General features: G+C 46.6%; 16 protein-coding genes. 5 read left to right on the top strand and 11 right to left on the bottom strand.

Features of this window, described 5'->3' with window-relative positions; translation table 11 throughout:
- Nucleotides 1-172: 172 nt before the first annotated feature.
- The 4 genes from G9G57_RS06330 to G9G57_RS06315 all read left to right on the top strand — a co-directional run bounded on the left by G9G57_RS06330 (nucleotide 173) and on the right by G9G57_RS06315 (nucleotide 5,553).
- Entirely contained in the window at nucleotides 173-1,171 is a 999-nt protein-coding gene (locus G9G57_RS06330; RefSeq protein ID WP_016821400.1) for a substrate-binding domain-containing protein, read from the top strand.
- Complete coding sequence (locus G9G57_RS06325; protein ID WP_016821401.1) at nucleotides 1,168-2,613, top strand: sensor histidine kinase; 1,446 nt, start codon at nucleotides 1,168-1,170, stop codon at nucleotides 2,611-2,613. The genes G9G57_RS06330 and G9G57_RS06325 overlap by 4 nt, the downstream gene beginning before the upstream one ends.
- Nucleotides 2,588-3,928, top strand: coding sequence for an AraC family transcriptional regulator (locus G9G57_RS06320; protein WP_113050943.1), 1,341 nt, complete (start codon nucleotides 2,588-2,590; stop codon nucleotides 3,926-3,928). Before G9G57_RS06325 ends, G9G57_RS06320 begins: the two co-directional genes overlap by 26 nt.
- Nucleotides 3,929-4,152: 224 nt before the next feature.
- Nucleotides 4,153-5,553 carry a sugar porter family MFS transporter gene (locus G9G57_RS06315; protein WP_016821403.1) on the top strand — a complete coding sequence of 467 codons (1,401 nt, stop codon included), beginning with the start codon at nucleotides 4,153-4,155 and terminating at the stop codon, nucleotides 5,551-5,553.
- Between the two features lie 107 nt (nucleotides 5,554-5,660).
- Here G9G57_RS06315 and G9G57_RS06310 read toward each other — a convergent pair whose 3' ends face one another.
- From G9G57_RS06310 to G9G57_RS06260, 11 genes are all read right to left on the bottom strand, one after another.
- Nucleotides 5,661-6,572 (bottom strand): AraC family transcriptional regulator, encoded by a 912-nt coding sequence (locus G9G57_RS06310; protein ID WP_019686307.1) that lies wholly within the window; start codon nucleotides 6,570-6,572, stop codon nucleotides 5,661-5,663.
- A 109-nt stretch (nucleotides 6,573-6,681) separates the two neighbouring features.
- Nucleotides 6,682-7,338 (bottom strand): TetR/AcrR family transcriptional regulator, encoded by a 657-nt coding sequence (locus G9G57_RS06305; RefSeq protein WP_019686306.1) that lies wholly within the window; start codon nucleotides 7,336-7,338, stop codon nucleotides 6,682-6,684.
- A complete protein-coding gene (locus G9G57_RS06300) occupies nucleotides 7,331-8,530 on the bottom strand; it encodes an MFS transporter (protein ID WP_019686305.1) in 1,200 nt (399 codons plus the stop codon). The genes G9G57_RS06305 and G9G57_RS06300 overlap by 8 nt, the downstream gene beginning before the upstream one ends.
- Before the next feature lie 110 nt (nucleotides 8,531-8,640).
- A complete protein-coding gene (locus G9G57_RS06295; protein ID WP_031463013.1) occupies nucleotides 8,641-9,297 on the bottom strand; it encodes a DJ-1/PfpI family protein in 657 nt (218 codons plus the stop codon).
- 253 nt (nucleotides 9,298-9,550) lie between these two features.
- The gene (locus G9G57_RS06290) at nucleotides 9,551-11,389 is read right to left on the bottom strand and encodes an ABC transporter ATP-binding protein (protein ID WP_164964672.1); all 1,839 of its coding nucleotides are present in this window, start codon (nucleotides 11,387-11,389) and stop codon (nucleotides 9,551-9,553) included.
- Nucleotides 11,370-13,106: an ABC transporter ATP-binding protein gene (locus G9G57_RS06285; RefSeq protein WP_080902285.1), complete on the bottom strand. Its 1,737-nt coding sequence runs from the start codon at nucleotides 13,104-13,106 to the stop codon at nucleotides 11,370-11,372. Before G9G57_RS06285 ends, G9G57_RS06290 begins: the two co-directional genes overlap by 20 nt.
- A 233-nt stretch (nucleotides 13,107-13,339) precedes the next feature.
- The gene (locus G9G57_RS06280; protein ID WP_164964825.1) at nucleotides 13,340-16,597 is read right to left on the bottom strand and encodes a GH32 C-terminal domain-containing protein; all 3,258 of its coding nucleotides are present in this window, start codon (nucleotides 16,595-16,597) and stop codon (nucleotides 13,340-13,342) included.
- Nucleotides 16,598-16,638: 41 nt separating this feature from the next.
- A complete protein-coding gene (locus tag G9G57_RS06275) occupies nucleotides 16,639-18,096 on the bottom strand; it encodes a glycoside hydrolase family 32 protein (RefSeq protein WP_044786487.1) in 1,458 nt (485 codons plus the stop codon).
- A gap of 25 nt (nucleotides 18,097-18,121) precedes the next feature.
- On the bottom strand, nucleotides 18,122-19,711 hold the full coding sequence (locus G9G57_RS06270) for an ABC transporter substrate-binding protein (protein WP_044786392.1): 1,590 nt from the start codon (nucleotides 19,709-19,711) through the stop codon (nucleotides 18,122-18,124).
- A 63-nt stretch (nucleotides 19,712-19,774) separates the two neighbouring features.
- Nucleotides 19,775-20,656 (bottom strand): carbohydrate ABC transporter permease, encoded by an 882-nt coding sequence (locus tag G9G57_RS06265; protein WP_013369666.1) that lies wholly within the window; start codon nucleotides 20,654-20,656, stop codon nucleotides 19,775-19,777.
- 15 nt (nucleotides 20,657-20,671) lie between these two features.
- The gene (locus tag G9G57_RS06260; RefSeq protein ID WP_016821412.1) at nucleotides 20,672-21,634 is read right to left on the bottom strand and encodes an ABC transporter permease; all 963 of its coding nucleotides are present in this window, start codon (nucleotides 21,632-21,634) and stop codon (nucleotides 20,672-20,674) included.
- A gap of 512 nt (nucleotides 21,635-22,146) precedes the next feature.
- Between G9G57_RS06260 and G9G57_RS06255 the strand changes: the two genes are divergently transcribed.
- A complete protein-coding gene (locus G9G57_RS06255) occupies nucleotides 22,147-23,193 on the top strand; it encodes a substrate-binding domain-containing protein (RefSeq protein ID WP_016821413.1) in 1,047 nt (348 codons plus the stop codon).
- Nucleotides 23,194-23,371 lie beyond the last annotated feature (178 nt).

The raw sequence follows: 23,371 nt of genomic DNA, 5'->3' as shown, positions 1-23,371 counted from the left end.
GCAATATGCCTGTAGAAAGCGTTATCAAAATCATGACCAGATTCGAACTTAGGTGTCAAAAATCCTAACTTTCGCATCAACAGATGCTACTTGCCGTTGACGAAGCTGCGTGTGCTTCTCTTGTTTACTGTATAATGAGTTGTGTCTCTAAATATTCCCAAAGGAGCAAGACATGTCAAACCGTAAATGGACATTTATCCTTATTCCCGTCTTCCTGCTATTTGCCTGGCTGTTGTTTCAGTTCACTCTGTCTTCTCTTCAAATTCACCAATTTGCAGAACAATTGAAGACGGTTTCACCAAACGACGGGGGTTCCGATACAAAAGTGGTATTGATATCACAAGAGCTGGACAATTATTATTGGCGGTCCATTGAACAAGGAGCTCGAAAGGAAGCAGAGCAGTACGGTATGAGACTCGATTATATCGGACCGGACCGCATTAATCCGTCCGAGCAGATCAAACTGCTGGATAAAGCGATCGCCGCCAAGGCAGATGCGATTCTGGTTCAAGGGATAAATGATCCAGAGTATCGACGATTAATCAACAAGGCTGCCGCACTTGGCATACCTGTCATCACGATCGATACGGATGAGCCGGACTCCCGAAGGCTGGCTTACGTCGGAACGGATAACGAAGGAGCAGGAAAACAGATGGGCATGCTGTTGGCGAAGGCCTCTGGGGAGCATGGCGATATTGGAGTTATGATCAGCAGCGAGCGCGTCGAGAATCAGCGGCTCAGGCTTGCGGGATTTCGTTCTGTGATCAGCCGCTATCCCAAGCTCCGCATTGTGGAGATTCGCTCCTCCAACATTTCACGGCTTCAGGCAGCCCAGCAAGCTCAGAACATGCTCACCCATTATCCGCAGATTCACTACATGGTCGGATTCAGTGCGCTGGACGGCCTTGGCATTCTGGAAGCCTCGGAGCGGCGCGGCGTGCGTAATTTGCAGATTTTCGCTTTTGACGATATGGCCGAGACGTTGAAAGCTATCAAACATCGCAAAATCGAGCTCACCCTTGTTCAACAGCCAATGGAAATGGGGGCTAAGGCTATAAAATTGCTGAATGATTATCTAAAGGGACATGAACCCCAGGAATTAACATACACCAGGGTATATGAAGTGCATGCGGACACTCCCGACAACATGCCTGGAGATGACAGACGATGACGATCAGAACGAAGTTGCTTCTGTTCATCCCTCTTCTAGTTGTGTTCGCCAATATCATCGCTTACTTTGTATTCCAAAGCGGAAAGGTCGTCCAACAGAGCTACGATGAAATGCTTGGCCGAATTCTTCTCATCGAGCAAACCTCCGAATCGACGGAGAGCAACTTAAATCTCCTCTATACCTATCTGCTCAATCCAAGAGACGATACGGGTGTGCAGGGCCCGACGGAATACCAATTGAAACAGCTGAAAGGCAGAATCCAGGAAGTCTCTGACTCGACCGATCCTTCTTTTGCCGAGGAGGACTACATGAATCTGTTAGCCACATTTCTTGAACAGAAGCAAGCTGCAGTTCTGGATGCAAAGGCACAAGATCCTCAATCGGCTTTTGAGCATTACATTGAAGCGGAGAAAACCGTCGGCTATATTCATGAGGAGGGCCAGCGACTGATCGATGCTGAACTGGCTTATTACCGGCCGCTCATCGAGAACATTCGGAACAAGAATGAGCAAATGAACGGATTGGGAGTGGCGTTGTTCGGCATGAACGCGCTGATGGGGGTTTTGCTTGCCATCTGGGTCTCGCGCAGCATTACGGGCCCTGTCGGCAGACTGGTCGGACTGGCGAAGCGAATCGCCACAGGTGATCTGAATATCGAGCCCCAACCGCGGCGAGATGACGAGCTAGGCGTATTGGCAGACGCCATTTTGCAAATGTCCGCTGATTTGAGCATCCTTATCGAAAAGGATAAACAGAGTCTGGAAATGCGGCGGCTTGTGAAAGAGCTAGAGCTTTTGGCTCTGCAAAATCAAATTAACCCGCACTTTTTGTTCAATACCTTAAATGTGCTCTCCAAACTGGCGATCCTGGAAGGGGCGGAGAAGACCAGCGACCTGATCGTTTCGCTGTCCAATCTATTACGGTACAGTCTGCAAAAGCTGGACAAACCCGTAACGCTCCAGGAAGAACTAGACCATATAAGCGAATACGTAACCATCCAGCAGGCGCGTTTCCGGGACAGAATTCGCTTTGATCTTCACTTTGACGCTTCCGTACTTCAGCAGCAAATTCCAGCCTTGACGATCCAGCCATTTATTGAAAACGCCTTTCTTCATGGTGTAGCTGATATGGAAAACGGAGCCATTATCACATTGACGCTGTCGAGAGCGGGCGAGGATGTGCAAATTGAAATTTCAGACAACGGAAAGGGTATGACGGAGGAAACCCGACTGTCCGTGCTCCGTTTAGAAGGTGGAGCTGAAAGCAGCAGTTCAACAGGACTTGGAATGCAAAACGTGTTTAGGCGGCTGCAATTGTTCTACGAAAAGGAAGGAATGGTTGAAATCCGAAGCCATATCGGATTAGGTACTACCATAACAATACGAATTCCAGTCAAGAAGGAGAGTGAGCAGACGAATGTATCGGTTGTTGATCGCGGATGACGAAGCTTTGGAGAGGGAAGGACTGGAATTGATAGTGGAACGGGCAATGCCGGGGGTATTTCGGTTTATTCATGCCGACAACGGCCGCATGGCGATCGAATGTGCGGAAGAGCACCGGCCTCATATTGCCATTCTGGATATTAATATGCCCGGAATTGACGGGCTTGGGGCGCTTCGTGAATTAAAGGAGCGTCTTCCTGATACCCGTTTCGTGCTCGTCACCGCCTATGATTATTTTGCTTATGCACGTGAGGCGCTCTCTTTGGGCGTAAAAGAATACATTCTGAAGCCAGCGAAGCGAGAACTAATCATCAGTACACTGAAACGACTGATTGAAGAAATTGAATGCGAGAAGCGAGCACGCACGGAAGAATTGGAGCTTAGGCACAAAATCTCACAGCTGATGCCGCTCGCAGAAAATGAGCTGGCTTTAATGCTTATGGTCGACCAGACGGTGGATTCGAGCGCTTCTCAACTGTCGGAATGGCTGGACTTTCCTCTTAATCAGGGAAGCGCTATCATTGCTGCCTTTGAAGGATATGCAAACGAGCAGGACAAAAAGAAAATTTACGATCATTTCCGAAGCTATGTAAAAACACATGGCCCCAATTCCATTGTGAGCTCCCTGATCGACCATCATGTGGCCACTTTTTTACAAAAGCCGCCTGCCACCAGCGAAAACGACTGGCAACAGCGGATTAAGCATCTTGTTCAACAGCTCTCCGAGCTGGCCCAGCAGCAATTTGGCATAAAGACAGCTATTGGAATCGGCTCGCTGCATAGCGGCGAGGAAGGACTTCGCAAGTCCTATTTCGAAGCCGTCTTTGCCTCCACCCTACGCAAGCGCGATGGAGGTTACTGCCACTTTGATGAACTGAAGTCGTCAGAGGCTGGAAACTCCTCTGTGCTTGCCGTCAAAGAGGAGAATGGAATGCTTCAGCAGACGTACGTCATGTCAGCATTACAACGGATACGCGAACAGCGGGAGGTTCAAACACTGACTATGCTGGGCAGAGCAAAGATGTATATCGAGGAACGGTTCAACGATGACCTTTCACTGGAAGAAGTGGCTGATTTCGTCCACTTGAATCCTCACTACTTCAGTAAAATTTTCAAACAGGAATATGGAGAAACGTTCATCGACTTCGTAACCAGGTTAAGGATTGATAAAGCTATTTCTTTGATTAAGGAGGGCAACCTTGCCCTGAAGGAAATCAGCTTTGAAGTGGGTTATAAGGACCCAAACTATTTTAGCCGTGTCTTTAAGAAGATAACGGGCGTTCCTCCCACGGAGTTCAAAGGTCAAAAATCGTAGAGCTTCGTCCATGCCGACCATCGGCATGGATTTTTTTAAGCTCGAATGACAAGGTAATGCTAGATTTAGCCCCTCCGTCTCCAATTCGGGAAGCGAAGCCAAAATCGTGCGTGAAAAGGTCCGTTTATTGAAGACGATCACCGGCCTTTCTTTTATAAGCGCATGTTATACTTCTCCTCGAAGAACGGAATGAGGTTCTAGGAATCTGGAGGGGAGATGATCATATGGGAGTAATCATCCATAATGAAAGCGCTCAACAGAAAGCGCTTCAATCAGAAAAACCCAATATGCTTTTTGTGACGTTGGTATCCATCGTAGCTGCGCTTGGAGGCATACTGTTCGGTTTTGATATCGCGGTAGTTTCGGGAGCAGTTGAATTCCTACAGCAGCGTTTTTCGCTGAGCGAATTTCAGGTCGGTTGGGCGGTGTCGAGTCTGATTGTAGGGAGCATCACGGGTGCGGCTCTCTCCGGCTACATGAGTGAAAGGATCGGCAGAAAAAAGGTATTGCTGGCCGCCGGATTTTTATTTGTCATCGGCTCGATCTGCTCTGCAATTCAAGATACGTTCACCGGGTATGTTATCTTTCGTATGATCGGCGGCGTCGGCATAGGAATCACTTCCACCATTTGTCCGGTGTATAACGCGGAGATCGCTCCCGCCAAATACCGTGGCCGTTTGGTTGCTTTAAATCAGCTGGCGATCGTAACGGGTATTTTCCTCGTTTATTTTCAGAATTCGTGGATCGTCAGCCTGGGGGATGAAGCCTGGGGTGTCTCAACAGCCTGGCGCTGGATGTTCGGAGTGGGAGCTGTTCCGGGACTGATCTTTATGCTCCTGATGCTCTTCATACCCGAAAGCCCGAGATGGCTTATCAAAAAGAATCGGCCTTATGAAGCGCTGCCAATTCTGCTGAAAATTCACGGTGAAGAAGCCGCTAAACAGGAAGTACTTGATATCAAGGAATCGTTCAAAAATGAGAATGACTCATTGAAACAATTGTTCGCTCCCGGTATTCGGGTCGCTCTCTTTATCGGTATCATGCTCGCCATTATGCAGCATATTACCGGCATCAATGCCATTTTGTATTATGCACCGGTCATCTTTAAAGGAATGGGGCTCGGTACGGACGCTTCTTTGACCCAGACCATCTGGATCGGGTTGATCAATGTGTTGTTTACCATCGTATCCGTATGGCTGATCGACAAAGCGGGACGAAAAGTTCTACTAATGATCGGTACTTCGCTGATGACCCTCTGCTTGATCATTATTGGAGCCGCATTCAAAATGGGTCTAACCACTGGACCGCTCGTGCTCATCATGATATTGATCTACGTGGCCTCCTACGCTATATCACTTGGGCCAATCGTATGGGTCATGATCTCGGAGATCTTTCCGAACCGCATTCGCGGCAAAGCTGTCGCCATTGCTTCGATGGCATTATGGGCCGGCGATTATCTGGTCTCCCAGGCATTCCCCCCTCTGCTGAGTTCAGCTGGTCCGTCCAATACCTTCTGGATATTCGGAGCCATCTCGTTGTTCGTCGTAGTCTTTATATGGCGCAAGGTTCCCGAAACCAAGGGGAGATCGCTTGAACAGATGGAAAATATGTGGCTCGAAAAATGATCCAAACTTTAGCTCTCAAGAAGCCCGATACGTTTTATAGTGCTTGAAATCACACGACCTCTGAATTCATACCGACCTAAATCGGTAATGGTTCAGAGGCTTCTTTTTTAGCTTCCACCCTCCTCCGCATAATTCCTCACATCGCGCTCGACGGCGGTGCGGTATTCAACAGGAGTTTTGCCTGTGTGCTTTTTAAACAACATGTGGAAATACTGTCTGCTGGCGACGCCAACATAATCGGCAATTTCCTGAATGGGAATGTCCGTTTGCTGAAGCAGCATACAGGCCTTGTCCATTCGCAGCATCGTTAAATACGCGGTAAGCGTTAGCCCCGTATGTTTTTTGAAAATTCGATGCAAATACCCTGGGTGCAGATTGACGGCTGCGGCCATGTCCTTGACTGCAATATCCCGGTCATAGTTCAGATGGAGAAATTCAATGCATCGCTTGACGTACATATCCGTTTGCTGCGTATTGCTGCGCTCTGCCTCTTCCCGTAAACGTGCAATTCGTACAAGCAATTGCATAAAAAGCATTTCTGCCATGGCACCCGGCTGTTCTTTACGTTGATCCAGCTCCAGCACGAGACTTTTGAGCGCATAATATACCTCTTCCGGGTCTGATAGCACCAGATATGGGAATGGACGCGACATAAAGGCTGTGACTTCCTGCTCCTCCGCTGCTATTTGTTGGATAGATGGTCCTACCCTCACCCCTTCCTTAAAGCCAAACTCTACATTCAGCATCCGGCACGGTTGTTCTCCTTCCACCACCAACCGATGCGGGACGCCTGCATCCAGCATAATAAACTCGCCTTTGCGCAGCGTAATGCTTTCTTCCGTATTCTTTCCGGTTTGTACATCTATCCTGCACAAGCCAGAAATCATATACATAATTTCAGTGGAATGATGATCGTGGTAAGACATCGTATAGTCACGCCATTGCTTGTAATAGTAAGCAAAAAAACGGGGAATATAATCCCCGTCCAGCAGTCCTGGCTCAAACAGACTTCCGTTCATCCCCGCACCTCCGCAAAATAAATCAGGCTAATATGGCAAAGTATATGTACCCGTTCTATTTTCACAGTTTAGCAGACTGACCCTTGTTGTTCTATGGCGTCCACCTGTCTTAAATAGAGGATTCATCACTTTCTGAACTTAAATACTGAACCAGCATCCCTACAAATCGGTTAGCCATTTGTACATCCTGAGATTCGCCATTCCAATCTTCCTTGGGAGTCAAACTCATTTTCTGGAGTAACGCCATCATAGACGTGAAGATAAAATGCGCAGTCTTTAGCGGTTCAGCATCCGACTTTAAGGATCCATCTTGGATTCCAGCTTCCAGAGCATCTATCAGAAAATGTCGTTCCTTTCCTTGGTTAACAAAATGTTTATATCGTTCTTTGAGTTCTTCATTTGAATCATAAGCTTCGTAATGCAGGTCGAATAACAGAATAAACTTGATGAAATTTGGATGTTGCCCAGCATAATCAATCCATGCATCAAGCATCGAAGTAAGCATCTGCTTACCATTCATTTCGGCTGTAGGTGCTCTTCTAACAAATTCAGTCATGCTCTCAAGGATCTCCATTTGGACCTCAAAAACTATTTCATTCATGGACTGAAAATGCTTATAGAATGTAACCCGGCTTACACCAGCCACATGGCATACATCCTTAATATTCACTTTGAGAAAGCTCTGCTTCATAAAAAGTTCCTTCGCAGCCGCAATGAGTTCTTCCCGATTTTTGTTTTTCAAGTTCTGGTGCCAGTTCTCAGTCATTAGCAACCATCCGTTTCTCATTTTTTGATGTTTGAAAGGTTAAGAAAAGGGCAGATGCAAGGATTAATGCACCAAAAATATAAGGAATATGAATGTGTTTGTCAAACAACAAACCCGCTAAAATAGGCCCCAATATACTGCCTAGGCTGGTATACGTCGTATTCAGTCCGGCGGCATATCCTTGACGATCTCCAGCCGAGTTGGCAATCATTGTACTTACTGTGGGCCTTAAGAAGGCATTAAAAGCAAAGAACAGAGCCGATACCAACAGCAGATAACCTAAATTGATCTTAATAAGCATGAACAGTAAAGCAGTGGCTGTCATGATCAAAGAGAGGCGTATAAGCTTCATCTCGCCAAGTCTCTTGATGAGGTAATCAAGCAGCCATACCTGCACCACGATGCCTATTATGGCACCAACCGTAATGATCATTGAGATTTTAGTGGCATCAAAACCGTATTTTCGTTCCACAAAAAGAGCATACACCGTTTCGTAATTCATCAAGCCTAATGTCATGATCAATATGAGGAGAAGATAACGAAAATAGGACGTTCGAAATGAATTCAGAATTTGCTTTCGAATCGGCTCCCTACGGACCCGTTGGCCAACGGGTTTTCGTTGTTCCTTGGGCAGTGTCTCTGGCATATATAAGCTAAGCAGCGTTGCTACAAGTCCAAGTCCACCAGCAAAAAAATAAGGCACCCTAATGCCCAACTCAGCGATCATACCGCCTAACCCCGGACCAAGCACCATCCCCAAATTCATGGAAGCACCCAAGTACCCCATTCCTTTAGCGCGAGTTTCAGGAGTGGTAATATCAGCGACATAGGCCATATTGGAAGGAACCATTAATCCAATACCTATCCCTCCAATAAACCGAGCAATATATAGAAGGGGCAATGTCGTAGATACAGCAAACATGAGATCCGAAATGACGGTTAAAAACAGACCGGTGATGATCATTGATTTACGCCCGTATCTATCCGATAGCTGTCCACCTAGAGGTGAAAAAATAAACTGTGCTGCTCCAAAAGCGGCAATAAGATACCCCGCAGCAGCTCCTGCCGCATTAAATTGTTTCAAATATTCAGGCAGAATGGGAATCACCATGCCTTGACCCAATAAAGCAATAAACAGATTCAGCATCAAAATGAAAAGCGGAAATGTAGCAGACTTAGGTAAGCTGCTCATGTTTGTAACCCCCTCCAATGGTTTACACTTTGCAATCCTTTACTATGTGTAAACCATATTAGTTGAATTAGGGGGCTTTGTAAATAAAAATACAGAACCTAATGCAGGACTTACACATAAGGCTCCCGTTTTGCAAACTCTTGCAGCATACCTCTTATTTGTTCTACCAATATAGCAGGTGCTTTCTGGGGTGAACCCGTGTCAAACGGAGGCTGAGGATCATATTCCAAAATCAATTGGACTCCCTTACTCATATCTTCTCCCAGTTCCCATGCGATGAGCTGGAGTGCCATGTCAATACCAGAGGAGACACCAGCTGCTGTAACGATTTTGCCCTGACGGACCACTCGCTCATCTGTTGGAATGGCTCCAAGAGATTGGAGCAGGTCTAAGGAACCCCAATGACTTGTGGCTATGGTTCCATTTAACAAGCCTGCGGCGCTTAAAATCAGAGAGCCATTACAAACCGATGTGGTCCATTTTGTAGTTTCATGTATTTGGCGAATCCAATTTAATGTTTCTTCGTCATTCATTGGAGTTTTATAATTTGGCGGACTGCAACCTGGAATAACAAGAATGTCAGCTGAAGGTACTTCAGAAAAACTATAATCGGCATGCAAATAGCCCATGTTTGAGTCCAGTTTGACTAACCCTTTTTTCTTAGCGACAAACTTCACTTCACATTTCAGTGTAGCAGCAAATACATCATATGGACCTATGGCATCTAATGCTGTGATTCCATCGAAAAGCATGATGGCGACTTTCATGAGGATCTCTCTCCTTTGAGGCGAAATTTTATTGTTGCACGCCCATGTTAACATACATATACGGGGTATGGGTATACTAATTAAATGTGAAATCAGTAAGTATCTCAATTTCAAACGTCTCTGATCACAAATACGGATTGTGCAATATCTATGTAAAGTCTTTAATTATACATACCTATAAAAAGGCATACTTAAAGGCCACCCCACGGTAGCCCTTTTTAAGTATGCCTGTAAGTCTGTTGATCAAGCCAGCTTATGAGCTTTGTTTTCTCAACTGACCATAATATAAATTACTGTAAAAGCCTTTGTGAGCCAGCAACTCCTCATGAGAACCTTGCTCCTCCAAACGACCGTCCTTTAAGACCAAAATCCGGTCAGCCTGACGAATGGTATTCAACCGATGTGCAATAACGAAACTTGTTCGCCCCTGCATGAGCCGTTCCAGTCCTTCTTGAATTTTCATCTCGGTGATGGTGTCAATGCTGCTGGTCGCCTCGTCGAGCACCAGGATAGAAGGGTTGGCCAAAATCGCACGAGCAATCGCCAGCAACTGCTTTTGCCCTTGACTGATGCCGCTACCGTTCGCTTCCAGCACCTTGTCGTACCCGTCCTTCATCCGCATGATAAAGGAGTGGGCGTTGGCCAGTTTCGATGCTTGTTCAACCTCCTCATCAGTGGCATCCAGCCTGCCGAAGCGGATATTTTCACGAATGGTCCCCTGAAACAGGAAGGTGTCCTGTAGCACAAACGCCATACGGGAGCGCAAGCTTTCACGCTCTATGGTCGTAATGTCACGCCCGTCCAGCGTAATCGTTCCCTTGTCTGGGCTATAGAATCTGGAAAGGAGCTGGATCAGTGTCGTTTTTCCTGCCCCGGTCGGGCCGACGAGCGCGATCATTTCACCAGGTTTAGCTTCAAAAGAGATGGCTTCCAGCGTAGCGTTTCCCTCATCATAACCGAAGAAAACATCCGTAAACTGTACAGCTCCCTCCACATGCTTCACCTTTACTGCGCCGCGTTCATCCTTGGACTCTTCGTCTTCGTCCAATATTTCAAATACGCGCTCAGCTCCGGCAATGGCGGACAACAGTGTATTCCACTGGTTAGCCAAATCGTTCAGCGGTCTAGTGAACTGACGAGCATATTCTACAAATACAATAATCGTCCCTATCGTAATCGAGCCGCGAATGGCTAAAATCCCGCCGATCCCTGCTACAATAGCAAAGCTGAGATTATTCAGTCCGTTCATCAGCTTGGGGATAAAGCCTGAAATCGTTTGTGCCCAGAAACCCGACAGCCGAATACGGTCATTACGCTCACGAAAACCACGGATGACTCTCTTCTCCTGTGAAAATGCCTTGATAATCTGCTGACCGGACAGCGTTTCTTCAATGTATCCGTTCAGTTCGCCCAAGTTCTTCTGCCGTTCCTTATATAAAGGCCCGGTGCGGCGTGTAATCCAGCGCATCCCGGCTGCCATTAACGGCACCACGATAAAGGTTAGCAGGGTCATCAGCGGGCTTAACCACAGCATCACAGTGAGTGTACCGATTAGCGTCAATATGGCTGAAAAAATCTGAATAGCCGAGCTGTTCAGCGTAGAACTGACATTTTCGATATCATTGGTCAGACGACTCATGATCTCTCCCTGCTGACGTTTGCCGTAGAAAGGAATGGGGAGTCGATGCAAATGTGAAAACAGATCGAAACGCATGCGGTACACCGTCTCTTGGGCAATCTCGATCATCCAGATATTTTGCAGCCAGGAGGTCAGCGAGTTCAGTAGATACACAGCCCCTAAACCTATGAGAAAATAAATCCACGTGCGTCCACCCGGCCCTTCGAGAAAATCATCCACCGCTACACCGACCAGATATGGAGCCAACAGCGACAGCCCGGAGCTGAGCAACACCATGAACAGGACCAGCATTAGCTTGGCCTTGCGACGGGCCAGATAAGCCCATATTCGCCCTACCGTGCCAGACCAGTTCTTCGCTTTGGCCTTGCGTCGTCCTTCAGCGCCAGCCGGGTTTCGCAGCACACCGGATTCCGGCGTAGGCTGACGGAACGGTTCAATGAGTTCCTTGAGCATGCGACTCCTCCTTTCCGTATTGTGATTCATAGATACGTCGATACAGTTCTGAGCTATCCATGAGATGATCATGGTTTCCACTTGCGATCAGGCGCCCTTCATCCAGCAGTAAAATCTGATCTGCTGATGCAGTTGAACTGATCTTCTGCGTAATGAGAAATGTCGTACAAGACAGGCCATCGAGTGCATTCAGCAATGCGGTTTCCGTTCCCACATCCAGCGCACTTGTGCTGTCGTCCAGAATCAGCACTGCCGGCTGGCGCACCAGTGCGCGGGCAATCGACAGCCGCTGCTTCTGTCCGCCGGACAGATTAACACCACGCTGTCCGAGCATGGTGTCATAGCCTTGCGGCAAGCGTTCAATCATAGGATGGATTTGTGCCATGCGCGCGGCTTCCTGAATCTGCTCCAGACTGGCATGCTCCAGCCCCCAGGCAATATTATCCCGAATCGAGCCGGTAAATAACAGCACCTCTTGGGGGACATAGCCAATCGCCTCACGTAGTATGGAGCCATCCATTTGACGAGCGTCCTTTCCGTCAAAGCGTACATGACCTGCATCTTCTTCATACAGACGTGTAATCAACTGTACAAGTGAGGATTTGCCCGAACCAGTAGCTCCCATAATAGCGATTCGCTCACCCGGTCGTGCCTTAAAGGATATGTCCTTTAATACAGCCAAATCACTGCCCGGATAATGAAAGCTCACCCGATCCATTTCCACCTGTCCCTCAATCCGTGTATCCTGTGTTGGAACACCCTTCAGCTCTCTCCCCTCTTCATTAGGTGTTTCCAAAACCTCTCGAATCCGCCCTGTAGATGCAGTAGCCCGGGAAAATACCACAACGATACCGGATAAAGCAGACAAAGCTCCAATCGTCCGCAGGGAATAATTAACGACTGCAACCACCTGTCCTACACTGGCATCTCCAGTGGAAATTTGGCCGCGCCCAAACCAAAGTACTGCAATAATCCCTGCATTCATCGTAAACAAAATGAACGGCATCGTCGTTTCTGTCCAGCGTAGAGCGGACACCGTCCCTTTCATCAATTCACTTCCGTAATGAGCAAAACGTTCAATTTCATGTCGCATCCGCACAAAAACCCGAATAAGCCGAATACCTGTCAGATTCTCCTGGATTACTCCATTAACGTCATCCAAGCGCCGCTGGACACTTTTAAACAAAGTGACAGTCCTCCGCATCATTACCAGCACAAATACGAACAGCACTGGGGCCATAACCGCCAGTAACAGCCCAAGCCTAAAATGTACAACCAGGGCCATTATAATACTGCCGATGACCACCAACGGAACCCGTGTCATAAATCGCAGGCTCATAAACACCGTATCTTGTACTTGCGTGACATCTCCCGTCAGGCGAGTAATCAGCGACGAAGTAGCAAACCGTTTGAACACCGGATAAGAAAAGGATTGCACCTTTTGATACAGCTTTTCCCGCACATCATAGCCAAAACCCTGACTTGCATGTGAAGCAAAAAAGGAGCTCGATATCCCTGCCATAAAAGCGATAACGGCACTGCCCACCAGTACACCGCCCCATAACCAGACGACAGGCAAATCCTGCTGCCGAATGCCCTCATCTATGATTTTGGAGATCAAATACGGCTGCGATAACTCTACCGTCAATTCCAGCAACATCATCACGAGCGCCGCGATGGCTGGAACCCGATATTTTTTTAGAAAAGAGAACATCATCCCCACAAGCATTCCTCCAATGGCCCCTAGCCGTCCTTCCAGATCAGCATCTAATGGTTGTATGAATCCAAATCTGCTGTAACACCATGTATACGCACTTGATATAGCACTATATTTTATTATACCCTCCTAAAGGTTTTCGTTTAACCAGCAAATTGCAGGCTCCGGCTAAAAAAGACGCAAAAAAGAGAGCTCGTAAAATACAGCTCTCCTTCTGACATAAGAAATTCAAGTTAACTTTCCTTGACCCTTACATGTTGGTAAAAAGCCTGCCCTCCAAATACATTGATACCAAAATGCCCTTCGGCAAATGTATCATCTTCCAAGTCCATTACCTGTTCGTTATCAATCTCTATACGAAGGCGTAATCCCTCTGCTTGGATTTTAATATGATAGGTTACTCCCGGCAGTACAAATCTTGGAACCTTGGCCAGCACTTGCTGCTCCTCAAATCGCCCCTCTTTTTTATAAAAAAGACGAATGGATTTCATGTTCGGGTCCAAATTCAAATAATAGCCACTCGCCCCGTCAGCATTGGCACGAAAAATCATGGACCCAGCGCTCCCATTTCCATACAGCTTCATATCAGCCTCATACGTAAAATCTTTCGCCTGCTCAGAAGCCATATAATTCGCATCGCTAATATAGCTTCCGCGCATACCATCCGTCGTCACCATCCAGCGGGATGCGGAGACATCCGGCACCCAACCTGAAAGGTTGGTATAAAACTTCCCGCCATGCACAGTGACAGAGGTACTTGCTCTTACCGTATCTCCCGAAATGGAGGCTGTAACTACGGCTTCTCCAGGGGAAAGTGCCTCCGTGATCGCGTAGCCTTCATTTGACGAGATCACCTTGACGACTGCGGGGTTGCTGGATTCCCAATTCAGCAAATGTTCTTTTCTCCCGGAATGATCCTCCACACTCGCATACAGACGTTTCGACTGTCCTTCCGCAAGCTCCAGCTGAGTGTAATCCATGATCAGTCTGATGGGTGAAACCTCTGTAACCCTCCAGCTATTGTGTAGCGCATACACATGAAGAGAAACAATTTTCACCTCACCACCTTGAGCATAGAAGCTCATCCCTCTACGCGCCGAATCTGGAAAAATGATATCAGAAAATACGACTTCTCCACGGTTACCAAACACCTCGACTGAGGATTCGTCCACAAATATACGCATTTGAATTCGATTCCCGACCGGTGCCAGCGATGCTTCATGAAGCGTTGAAAATAGAGGAGAGAAATCAGTAAGCCCTGATTCAGCACGATTTACAAACATGTGTTGTACATCTGTTTTATAGCCGACTACCGTTCTTTGCTCACCGCCTTCCCGTACGTAAAACCCAAAAGTCGATGCCATCCCAACGGAAGGGAATTCGAACTCCGCTTCAATTTCATAGGCACCCGCTTTCAAGCCTTCCAGTATATTCGGAGAAGATTCCGTGATACTTGCATGTTCTAGCGAAAATAAATGAGAACGTAGCGAAGTCAGTTCGGATATCGGATGCTGTATTAAGCGGATGCCTTCATGGGTTGTTTTTAGCGATAACTCTCTTGGGATGCTAAACTGCCCCTTCCAGGGTGAAGTTGGGAAGCTGAAAGGGTAGTCCCAATTCGTCATCCATGCCAGCATGATACGCCGCCCGCCGAGTACATTGGAGAAGGACATCGAGGCATAGAATTCCTTGCCCCAATCGGTTTTCAACACCTTCCCCGGCGGAAGATCATTTTGAAATTTGCCATCAGATGTCAGTTCACCGATAAAATATTCCGCATCCGAGCCTTGAGTGTTCGTGCTGGCTCCAGTACTAATCATTAGCACCCATTTAGAGGTGTTGCTCTTGTCTACCGCGAGCGGGAATAGATCTGGGCACTCCCATACCCCGCCCCGTATATAATCACCATAGCCAAAGTTATCCGTCCAGCTCCAATCTAATAGGTTGGCGGAGGTAAAGAAGCGGATATGGTCACCTCCCGACACGACCATAATCCAGCGCTGATGCGCTTCATCCCATACCACTTTCGGATCACGAAAATCCCAGTTGCCAGGATCGTTTTCATTTTGGCCCGGATTCTCAATTACAATTGAATTGTTTTCGGGGTATTGCCATGTCCGTCCCCGGTCTGTGCTGTAAGCAAGGCCAATTCTCTGGTTTCCCTTGGGCTGATCGGGATTATAGGAGGTGTAATATGCAATCAGCCCTTTTCCGCCATAGTCGCTGAACAAGCCGGAAGTATTGGTGAGATCAGCTACAGCCGAGCCGGACCAGATATGGCCCAAATCATTCCACTTTAATGCCAAGGGAAGCCTTTTCCAATCCAGCAAATCCAGACTGACCGCATGTGCCCATTGTCCACCATCCTGATGAAATAGATGATATTCTCCCTCGAAATATACCAATCCGTTCGGATCGCTGGCCGAGCCTCTGGCAGGGGAATAATGATACTGCGGGCGATATTTTTCTGTATAGTAATTCGAGACGGAGGTAAGGTAGATATCCTGAAAATAAGCCGTACCCCCAGTTGCCTTCATACCTATAAAACCACTGGAGTAACTGTTATCCACGATGTCAATCGCCGCAGGCGTGTAGCCATCTACAAACACGCGAATTCGCTCTCCATATGCGATGATTTCCAGACTATATTTACTGCCCGATGTATTCGGATACACCATGACAGAGCTTGTAACCAACGCTCCATTCGCCTTTCTCAGATGTACCTGAACCTGCTGATCCTCACGTTGCACAGAAGCAACATATCCCTCTGTACCCTTCGGATTCCCTCTGAAAAATAGCCCTGCTTCCATTCCCGGTTCAGAAGGATTCAGCGTCACACTACCTTCCATGACCAGATCGGCAGCTGTCGTACTAAATATTTTCAATGCTCCTTCAGAACTTGTTCCCTCAGCTTTTTGCCCTTTGAGGTCCGGTTGCCATTTTCCACGGATCAAGAACGGTTCATCTACATTCGTATCCATATCACTGACTTGAATGTTCTGAAATAATGCCGACCCATTCCAGACATTCAGTCCCAAATATCCTGATGCGTACGTCGTATCGACCACATCTATAATCGGGCTATACCCTTCATCCCAGTACACTTTAAGACGCGAGCCTTCTACCTTCACCTTGAGATGATAAATATCTCCTTTTTGTAATTTTACCTGCCGTTCCTCTTTGAGTCTTTCGATATCCCCGGCAGCATCGCGCAACCGTAATAATCCGGCAGCTGGCACGATTTGAAGCATATAGGAAGACCATCCATCCTCACTGGAACGGAATACTAGGGTAGCGTCTGCCTGTATGTCTGTGACCATCACATCCGCTTCAAAAGTAAAATCCTGCGATGTAGTTCCAGACATAGCCATCACATTTTCCTGTGGCTCTGACCTCAACAAAAGTCCCTGGATGTTATTTTCTATGTGTCCCTGCCCTTTAATCTGCCAGTTCGTCAAATTCGTGCGCGTGTTTGTGAGCTCTATTCTCATCGCCAATTTCCTACCCTCCAGTACGGATTACGAAGAAAATCTCATTTCAGCGCATAAAGCTCCAGTGAAAATACAGTTACCTGCTCTTCCGCTGAGAATATTTCAAGACCCTTAGCTTCTGCATCAGGAAATATTAAATCGGTAATGGCTACCTGTCCGCGATCGAAAAACACTTCGATAGACGAGCGATCTACATAGATACGGATGTCCATGCGATCCGGTAAGATTGTTAATGAGGCTCCATGTTTGCCTGCAAAGTCTTCATGAAAATCCGAGCGACCTGACCGTTTCCGGTCCACGTATACCTCCTGCGTGGCAGAAGTATACCCGACGAGTGTTTCTTGTTCATCCGATACCCGCACTTTAAAGCCAAAGTCTCCAGTGGTTGCAAATTCAGCCACAAGTTCGTAGCAATCCAGCTGCAAAGCAGACAATGCGTTTCGCACTTCCTCCCAAGATGGTTCTGTGAGTGACAGGACAGGGGTTCTTAATCCCTCCAGCTCCCGAACAGGGCGCTGAACAAGCGCAACTGTGCCCTTTCTCGTTTCCAGTGCGAGTTCTCGCGGAATGGACATGGCACCTCTCCAGCGCTCCGTCGGTGTCTGATTGGCATATCTCCAGTTGCTCATCCAGCCCATAAACAGGCGTCGTCCATCCTCTGCCGGGATATCCGACCAACACACACCTGCGTAGTTATCTCTGCCATAATCGAGCCAGCGGACTTTTTCACTTTCCGCATCTGCCACAAATGTTGTTCCATCAAATTCACCTGTAAAATACTGTGTTCTGGACCCTTCCCGAATCCCCGGGGTATCGCCAATGCTTACGAGCATGACCCACTTCACCTGTTCGCGTTTCTCATCAACATATAGCGGAAATAAATCCGGGCATTCCCACACCGCATCATGACTACCAATACCGTGTCCAAATTCACTGGCAAAAGTCCATTCCTTCAGATTCGGAGAATGATAGATTCGAATCGTCTGACCGCAGGCCAGCACCATCACCCACTGCTCTGTAGACTTATGCCAAAACACTTTCGGGTCCCGAAAATCAACGCAGTGCTCATCCTCCAGTACCGGGTTGTCCGCATATTTAATCCAGCTTTCACCTGAATCTTTACTATACGCAAGGCTCTGGTACTGCCGTGTCTGATCCATGTCTGGAAATGAATGATGATGAGTGAAAATGGCTACCAAGCCCGGCTTGCCGCCAAAAAATCCGGATGTATCCTGTTCATCCACTACAGCGCTCCCGGAAAAAATCGTTCCTAGCTCATCCGGCTCCAAGGCAATTGGCTGCTCCTCCCAATTCATCAAATCAGTGCTGACAGCATGCCCCCAATGCATAGCTCCCCATGTGGTGCCAAATGGGTGATGCTGATAAAACAAATGATAGCGTCCTTCATAATAAACCATTCCATTCGGATCATTCATCCATCCGCTTTTTGGTGAAAAGTGATAGGATGGGCGGTATTTCTCTTGCCTAATCACGTTCATATACTCATCTCCCTCGAAAAAAGATTCATTTACTTGTGCTTCTGTCATAACCCGCTTGTTTGATTTGCAGCCATTCCTGTAATCCCAGACTGTTCAGTTCCTGCAAATATTCCGGCCACTCCTCTTCGACCTTGCCGTTCTGATACCATTCCGTACGTTTACGAAGAACATAGGCGAATAGATCGGTTTCAATGGTCGATAAACGATCCAGCTCATCGATAGAGAAAAATACTTTAGGATAATTCTGATCCGCTTGCATATGCGGAACCATCACCTTTTTGAGCAAACCCAATCGCCATGTGGCATCTTCTGGCTGGGTTGTGTATTTTCCGTAGTATTCATCCAATACAGCTAACGGTCCGCCAATGTTCGTCTTTTGTCTGATTTCCACCGGAGCCGAGCCTTCCAGCGGCAGATGCTTCAGCATTCCCTTTGCCGTATCATACTCAAAAATATTCTTCTGCTTGGTATCCCCGTAAGTTCCCCAGTTGTTCTGTATAGACTGGATCGGATCATACAGCTGGTCAATCCACTTGGCGGTCGCTTCCAGCTTCTTATTAGCACTGGTGATCACCATGCGCCCGCGATCGAAGCCGATGCCATTCGTCCGTGTAACATTCACATGTCCATCCGGTCCAGCCAGCGGCGGCATGAGATCGTATTTTTTATTCGGGCCTGTAATATTGGCCTTATCCCATGTAAAGTACAGACCATAGCGGTGATCCTTCCCTTTGGCCAGATAAGTGTTCCAATCCTGCTGGGAGGACTCTATGTCCACCAGCCCTTCCTTGTATAAATCATGAATATATTTGACGGCTTCCTTATATCCGTTATCCGCTGCTGTAAATACGACTTTTCCATCGTTCGTCACTACTGTGTGATCCCAGTTCTCTCCCAGCCCAAAGGACCCGTATAAAAAGGCCAAATCCTCGCCGCCAGGCTTATCGATAAACGATAATGGAATCTCATCCGCCTGCCCGTTGCCGTTGGGGTCCTTTGTTTTAAAGGCAATTAGGACCTGCTTCAGCTCTTCGGTCGTTGTTGGCATGGACAAGCCCAGCTTGTTCAGCCACTCCACATTAATCCACGGCAAATCATCCACGGACTGGATCGCTTCTTTTCCTGTCCCCAATTCTTCAATCCACGGAAAGGAATAAATATGTCCATCCGGCGCAGTCAACATCGCTTTATATTCTGGGGATTGCTCCAATACCTTTTTAAAATTCGGCATATGCTGTTCAATCAAATCCTCCACCGGAATAATGACACCGTCTTTGGCTAGCTTGAGCAAGTCATAATCCGAGTAGCCCGCGTCGAACACTGCATCCGGCAAATCGCCGCTGGCAATAGCCAGATTCCTTTTTTCCACAAACTGGTCACTGGTAAAGTTCTTCCAACGAATATGAATGCCCGTTTTTTCTTCCAGCCGTTTGTTGATCAGCTTGTCGTTCGGGTCTGCCGGAGCGAGTGGAGAGCTTTGGGTTATAAAGTTGAGCGTCACTTTTCCATTCACATCTGTTGCATCGCTCTCATTAGAAGAATTGCTGCTGCCGCAGCCGGAAAGAACTAAGATCGCCGCCAGTGCGGCAAATGAGGCAGTTTTGACTGTTTTCATCTGGATGACCTCCATCGGATAATGGTAAAAAGCACATATAGCAAATGAAGTGTGCGGCATCTGTTATTTTAAAGAGCCGACCATAACGCCCTTTTCAAAATACTTTTGGAAAAAGGGATACATCACAAGCAGTGGAAGACTGGAGATGACAATCGATGAATATTTGATCATTTCCGAAAGACGTTTCAGTTCCGCCATTGCTAATTGATCACTAATCATGCCAGGCATCGTCTGGTTTTGGATCAGGATCGATCTCAGCACCAATTGAAGCGGATGCAGCTGTGCATTATCCAGATAAATCATGGCATCAAAATAAGAATTCCACTGACCAACAAAGGCATATAGCGCAATGACAAAAATAATGGGTTTGGACAGCGGCAGGACAATTCTAAAAAATATCGTCCAGTCCGAGGCTCCGTCCACGTTGGCGGCCTCTTTTAATTCATTAGGTACACCTTTAAAGAACGTTCGTGCCAAAATCAGATCCCACACATTGATTGCACCGGGAAGAAGAATAGCCCATACGGTATCCAGCATCCCTAAATTTTTGACCAACAAATAGGTTGGAATCAGACCTCCACTGAAAAACATGGTGATGATAAACAATGTCATAAAGAAATTCCGCCCTACCAAGCTGTTCACCGATAAGGCATAGCCAGCGCAAATCGAAACCGTCACAGAGATCAAGGCAAAGCATGAAGAATAGAACACCGAATTGGCAAACCCACGGAGCATCGCCGGGTTGGACAAAATTTTCCGATATCCCTCCACACTCCAATCCGAAATACGGAAGGATAGCCCTTTGCTTAACAAAACGGTCGGGTCCATAAACGAAGCAATCACGATATAACCCAAGGGAACTACAATAATCAAAACAGCTAAAGTGAGCACAATGTAATTCACACCTAGGATGAAGCGGTCCAGATTGGAATGTTTGACATGCATAAAGAGGCTCCTTTCCTAATAAAGCCCTTCTCCCTCATTGAGCTTCTTGACGATAAAGTTAACGGTCAGCAGCAAAACCACATTAATCACCGAATTAAACAGCCCGACCGCCGCAGAATAAGCATAATTGCCGGATTGCAAGCCGACTTTATACACATAGGTAGGAATAATTTCAGAAGTAGGCAAATTCATGGATGTCTGCATAAGATACGCCTTCTCAAACCCAATCGACATGATTCCTCCTGCTGCCAGGATAAAAACAATCGCCATAATCGGTTTAATCGTCGGCAAATCAATATGCCATATGCGCTGAAGCAGGTTGGCTCCGTCCAGACTTGCTGCATTATGCAGCTCGGGATCAACATTAGCGAGCGCAGCTACATAAATGATTGAAGACCACCCCGCCCCCTGCCAAATTCCAGACAGAATATAAATCCAGCGAAAATATTCAGGCTCTGTCATAAAGATCACAGGGTTGCCGGTCACCGATGCAATGATTTGATTCAAAGGTCCGGTCGGAGACAAGAAAATAAACAGCATTCCCACAATGACAACGACCGAAATAAAATTAGGGGCGTACAACACAAGCTGGATATTCTTTTTCAATCCCGCCTTGCGGATTTGATTCAGCATGACCGCTAACAGGATTGGTACAGGAAACCCGAGTACAAGTCCATAGAAGCTCAGTTTCAGCGTATTGAAGAAGATATCTGTAAAATTGGGTGATTCTAAAAATTTAGTGAAGTATTTTAGTCCAACCCAGTCACTTCCCCATATCCCTTTAAGCGGGCTAAAATCCTTGAATGCAATAATGGCCCCATACATCGGAACATACTTAAAAAGAATCGTAAGAATCAGTGCAGGCGCCAGCAGTACGTAAAGAAAATAGTTTTTGCGAATATAGTCTAGCTTGCTGCGAATGGACCTTTGCTCCCCCAGTGCGGCATGTCTCTGAGCTGCCTTAGCCAAGTTTGCCATGTGCGTTCCCCCCATCTGTAATAACCGTCTGTACAAGACAACTGAAAAGGCTTACATTTTTCATCTCCAATTTACCAAATCAAATTATCATTCGTCAATAACTTTTGTAAAATATTTTATTTACATTTGACCAAAATATTATTGTCATTCTGAGCTTTTGTAACAAAAACAAAAATAATCATCCCCTATGATCCAAATCTGAAAGTTCCCCATTAACAATGACCGCTTCACTTATTCGGCCCTAATGTACCCTCTCTGTTTCAATGAGCATTTTTTTATCCAGCTTATACAAATTTGAATTTCAGTTCATTTTTCGATCTGATAAAGATAAATACAGGCTATTAAATAAACTTTACAAATGTAAAAATATTTTATACATTTGTAATCTCAACATTGCTATTTTATGCGAACTATTATACATTTAGGATACATTTTAGGTCTGAACGGAAAGCTGGCAGAGGCAACTGTACCTCTCAGGCAATCCATTTATTAAGTGAAGGTGGAACCTGTCTATGAAGAAAGAAAAAGTCACCATTCAAGACATTGCTGACGCTTTGGGAATCTCCCGAAACACCGCATCCAAAGCCATTAACGGTAGTGAGAGCATCCCGGTTGATACTCGGAACAAAGTCATTAAAAAAGCGATCGAGCTCAAATATAAGCAATTTGCCTATGTGGAAACAGACAGTATCATCCCTAAGAACCAAGGTAACATTGCCCTGTTTACATGCAATCTGCCGAACAGCTCGCATTTTGGCTCCTTTCTGATCAGTGGGCTGGAAAAAAGAATAAGTGCAGAAGGGTATAATTTGTCGATTCATATTGTGCGGGAAAACGAAATCCAAGCGGGAACACTGCCTAATAATTTTGAAGCCTCTAAGGTTGACGGAATCATTTGTATTGAAATGTTCGATCCTCAGTATAGTGAACTCGTTACGAGTTTGGGACTGCCTACAATCTTTATTGATTGCTCGGTGGACATTTTTTGTCCTGATTTGAAAGCGGATTTATTGTTGATGGAAAACGAACATAGCGTTTATTCTGTTACCAAAAGCCTGATTGATCGTGGATTTACGCGGATCGGTTTTGTTGGGGATTATAAACATTGCAAAAGCTTCAACGAGCGGTGGGTTGGATATAACCGTGCTTTAATCGAAGCAGGCCAAAGTGTGGATTTATCTTGCTGCATCGTTGATCAGGACCGAAATTTTTTCTCCGAATCGGATTGGATGGATAAACAATTGGAGGGCATGAGCGTGCTTCCATCTGCGTTCGTATGCGCCAATGATTTTATCGCCGTCAGTGTCATGAAAGCGCTCAAAAACAAAAACTTGAAAATTCCCGAAGATATTGCTGTGTTTGGGTTTGATAACGCTCCTGAATCCCGGATTGTAGAGCCTCATTTATCCACCGTGCATATTTACAACAACGAAATGGGGATTATGGCGGCTGAGATGCTATTGGCGCGGGTCAAAGATTCTTCCAGGCCTTATCAGATTACGCATATCAGAACTGAGCCGATATTTAGAGAATCGACTCCTTTACAAATAGAAAAGTAAAAAAGGGGGTCTGGCGACGCTCCGCGAACGGAACGTTGCTCCAATCGCTGTTGTATCCGGATTTTATTGAATAGCTTAGTGGTAAAAATCCGGATACAAAGGCGACCGCTGACGCTTTTTCGCAATCGTTCCGTTCTCTCCGCTACTTTCAGCAAATTTGCTATTTTAGAGATGTTCT

The sequence above is a fragment of the Paenibacillus sp. EKM211P genome (assembly GCF_011066175.1).
GTDB lineage: Bacteria > Bacillota > Bacilli > Paenibacillales > Paenibacillaceae > Paenibacillus > Paenibacillus polymyxa.
Note: the sequence above shows the minus strand (reverse complement) of the source record. Positions and strands in the feature narration are given on the sequence as shown.

Bases quoted from the DNA above. Each gene is read 5' to 3' on its own strand.
- G9G57_RS06320 (WP_113050943.1), top strand. From the start codon at position 2,588: ATGTATCGGTTGTTGATCGCGGATGACGAAGCTTTGGAGAGGGAAGGA.
- G9G57_RS06305 (WP_019686306.1), bottom strand. From the start codon at position 7,338: ATGACTGAGAACTGGCACCAGAACTTGAAAAACAAAAATCGGGAAGAA.
- G9G57_RS06280 (WP_164964825.1), bottom strand. From the start codon at position 16,597: ATGAGAATAGAGCTCACAAACACGCGCACGAATTTGACGAACTGGCAG.
- G9G57_RS06285 (WP_080902285.1), bottom strand. From the start codon at position 13,106: ATGATGTTCTCTTTTCTAAAAAAATATCGGGTTCCAGCCATCGCGGCG.
- G9G57_RS06270 (WP_044786392.1), bottom strand. From the start codon at position 19,711: ATGAAAACAGTCAAAACTGCCTCATTTGCCGCACTGGCGGCGATCTTA.
- G9G57_RS06255 (WP_016821413.1), top strand. From the start codon at position 22,147: ATGAAGAAAGAAAAAGTCACCATTCAAGACATTGCTGACGCTTTGGGA.
- G9G57_RS06265 (WP_013369666.1), bottom strand. From the start codon at position 20,656: ATGCATGTCAAACATTCCAATCTGGACCGCTTCATCCTAGGTGTGAAT.
- G9G57_RS06290 (WP_164964672.1), bottom strand. From the start codon at position 11,389: ATGCTCAAGGAACTCATTGAACCGTTCCGTCAGCCTACGCCGGAATCC.
- G9G57_RS06310 (WP_019686307.1), bottom strand. From the start codon at position 6,572: ATGAACGGAAGTCTGTTTGAGCCAGGACTGCTGGACGGGGATTATATT.
- G9G57_RS06260 (WP_016821412.1), bottom strand. From the start codon at position 21,634: ATGGCAAACTTGGCTAAGGCAGCTCAGAGACATGCCGCACTGGGGGAG.
- G9G57_RS06315 (WP_016821403.1), top strand. From the start codon at position 4,153: ATGGGAGTAATCATCCATAATGAAAGCGCTCAACAGAAAGCGCTTCAA.
- G9G57_RS06300 (WP_019686305.1), bottom strand. From the start codon at position 8,530: ATGAGCAGCTTACCTAAGTCTGCTACATTTCCGCTTTTCATTTTGATG.
- G9G57_RS06295 (WP_031463013.1), bottom strand. From the start codon at position 9,297: ATGAAAGTCGCCATCATGCTTTTCGATGGAATCACAGCATTAGATGCC.
- G9G57_RS06325 (WP_016821401.1), top strand. From the start codon at position 1,168: ATGACGATCAGAACGAAGTTGCTTCTGTTCATCCCTCTTCTAGTTGTG.
- G9G57_RS06275 (WP_044786487.1), bottom strand. From the start codon at position 18,096: ATGAACGTGATTAGGCAAGAGAAATACCGCCCATCCTATCACTTTTCA.
- G9G57_RS06330 (WP_016821400.1), top strand. From the start codon at position 173: ATGTCAAACCGTAAATGGACATTTATCCTTATTCCCGTCTTCCTGCTA.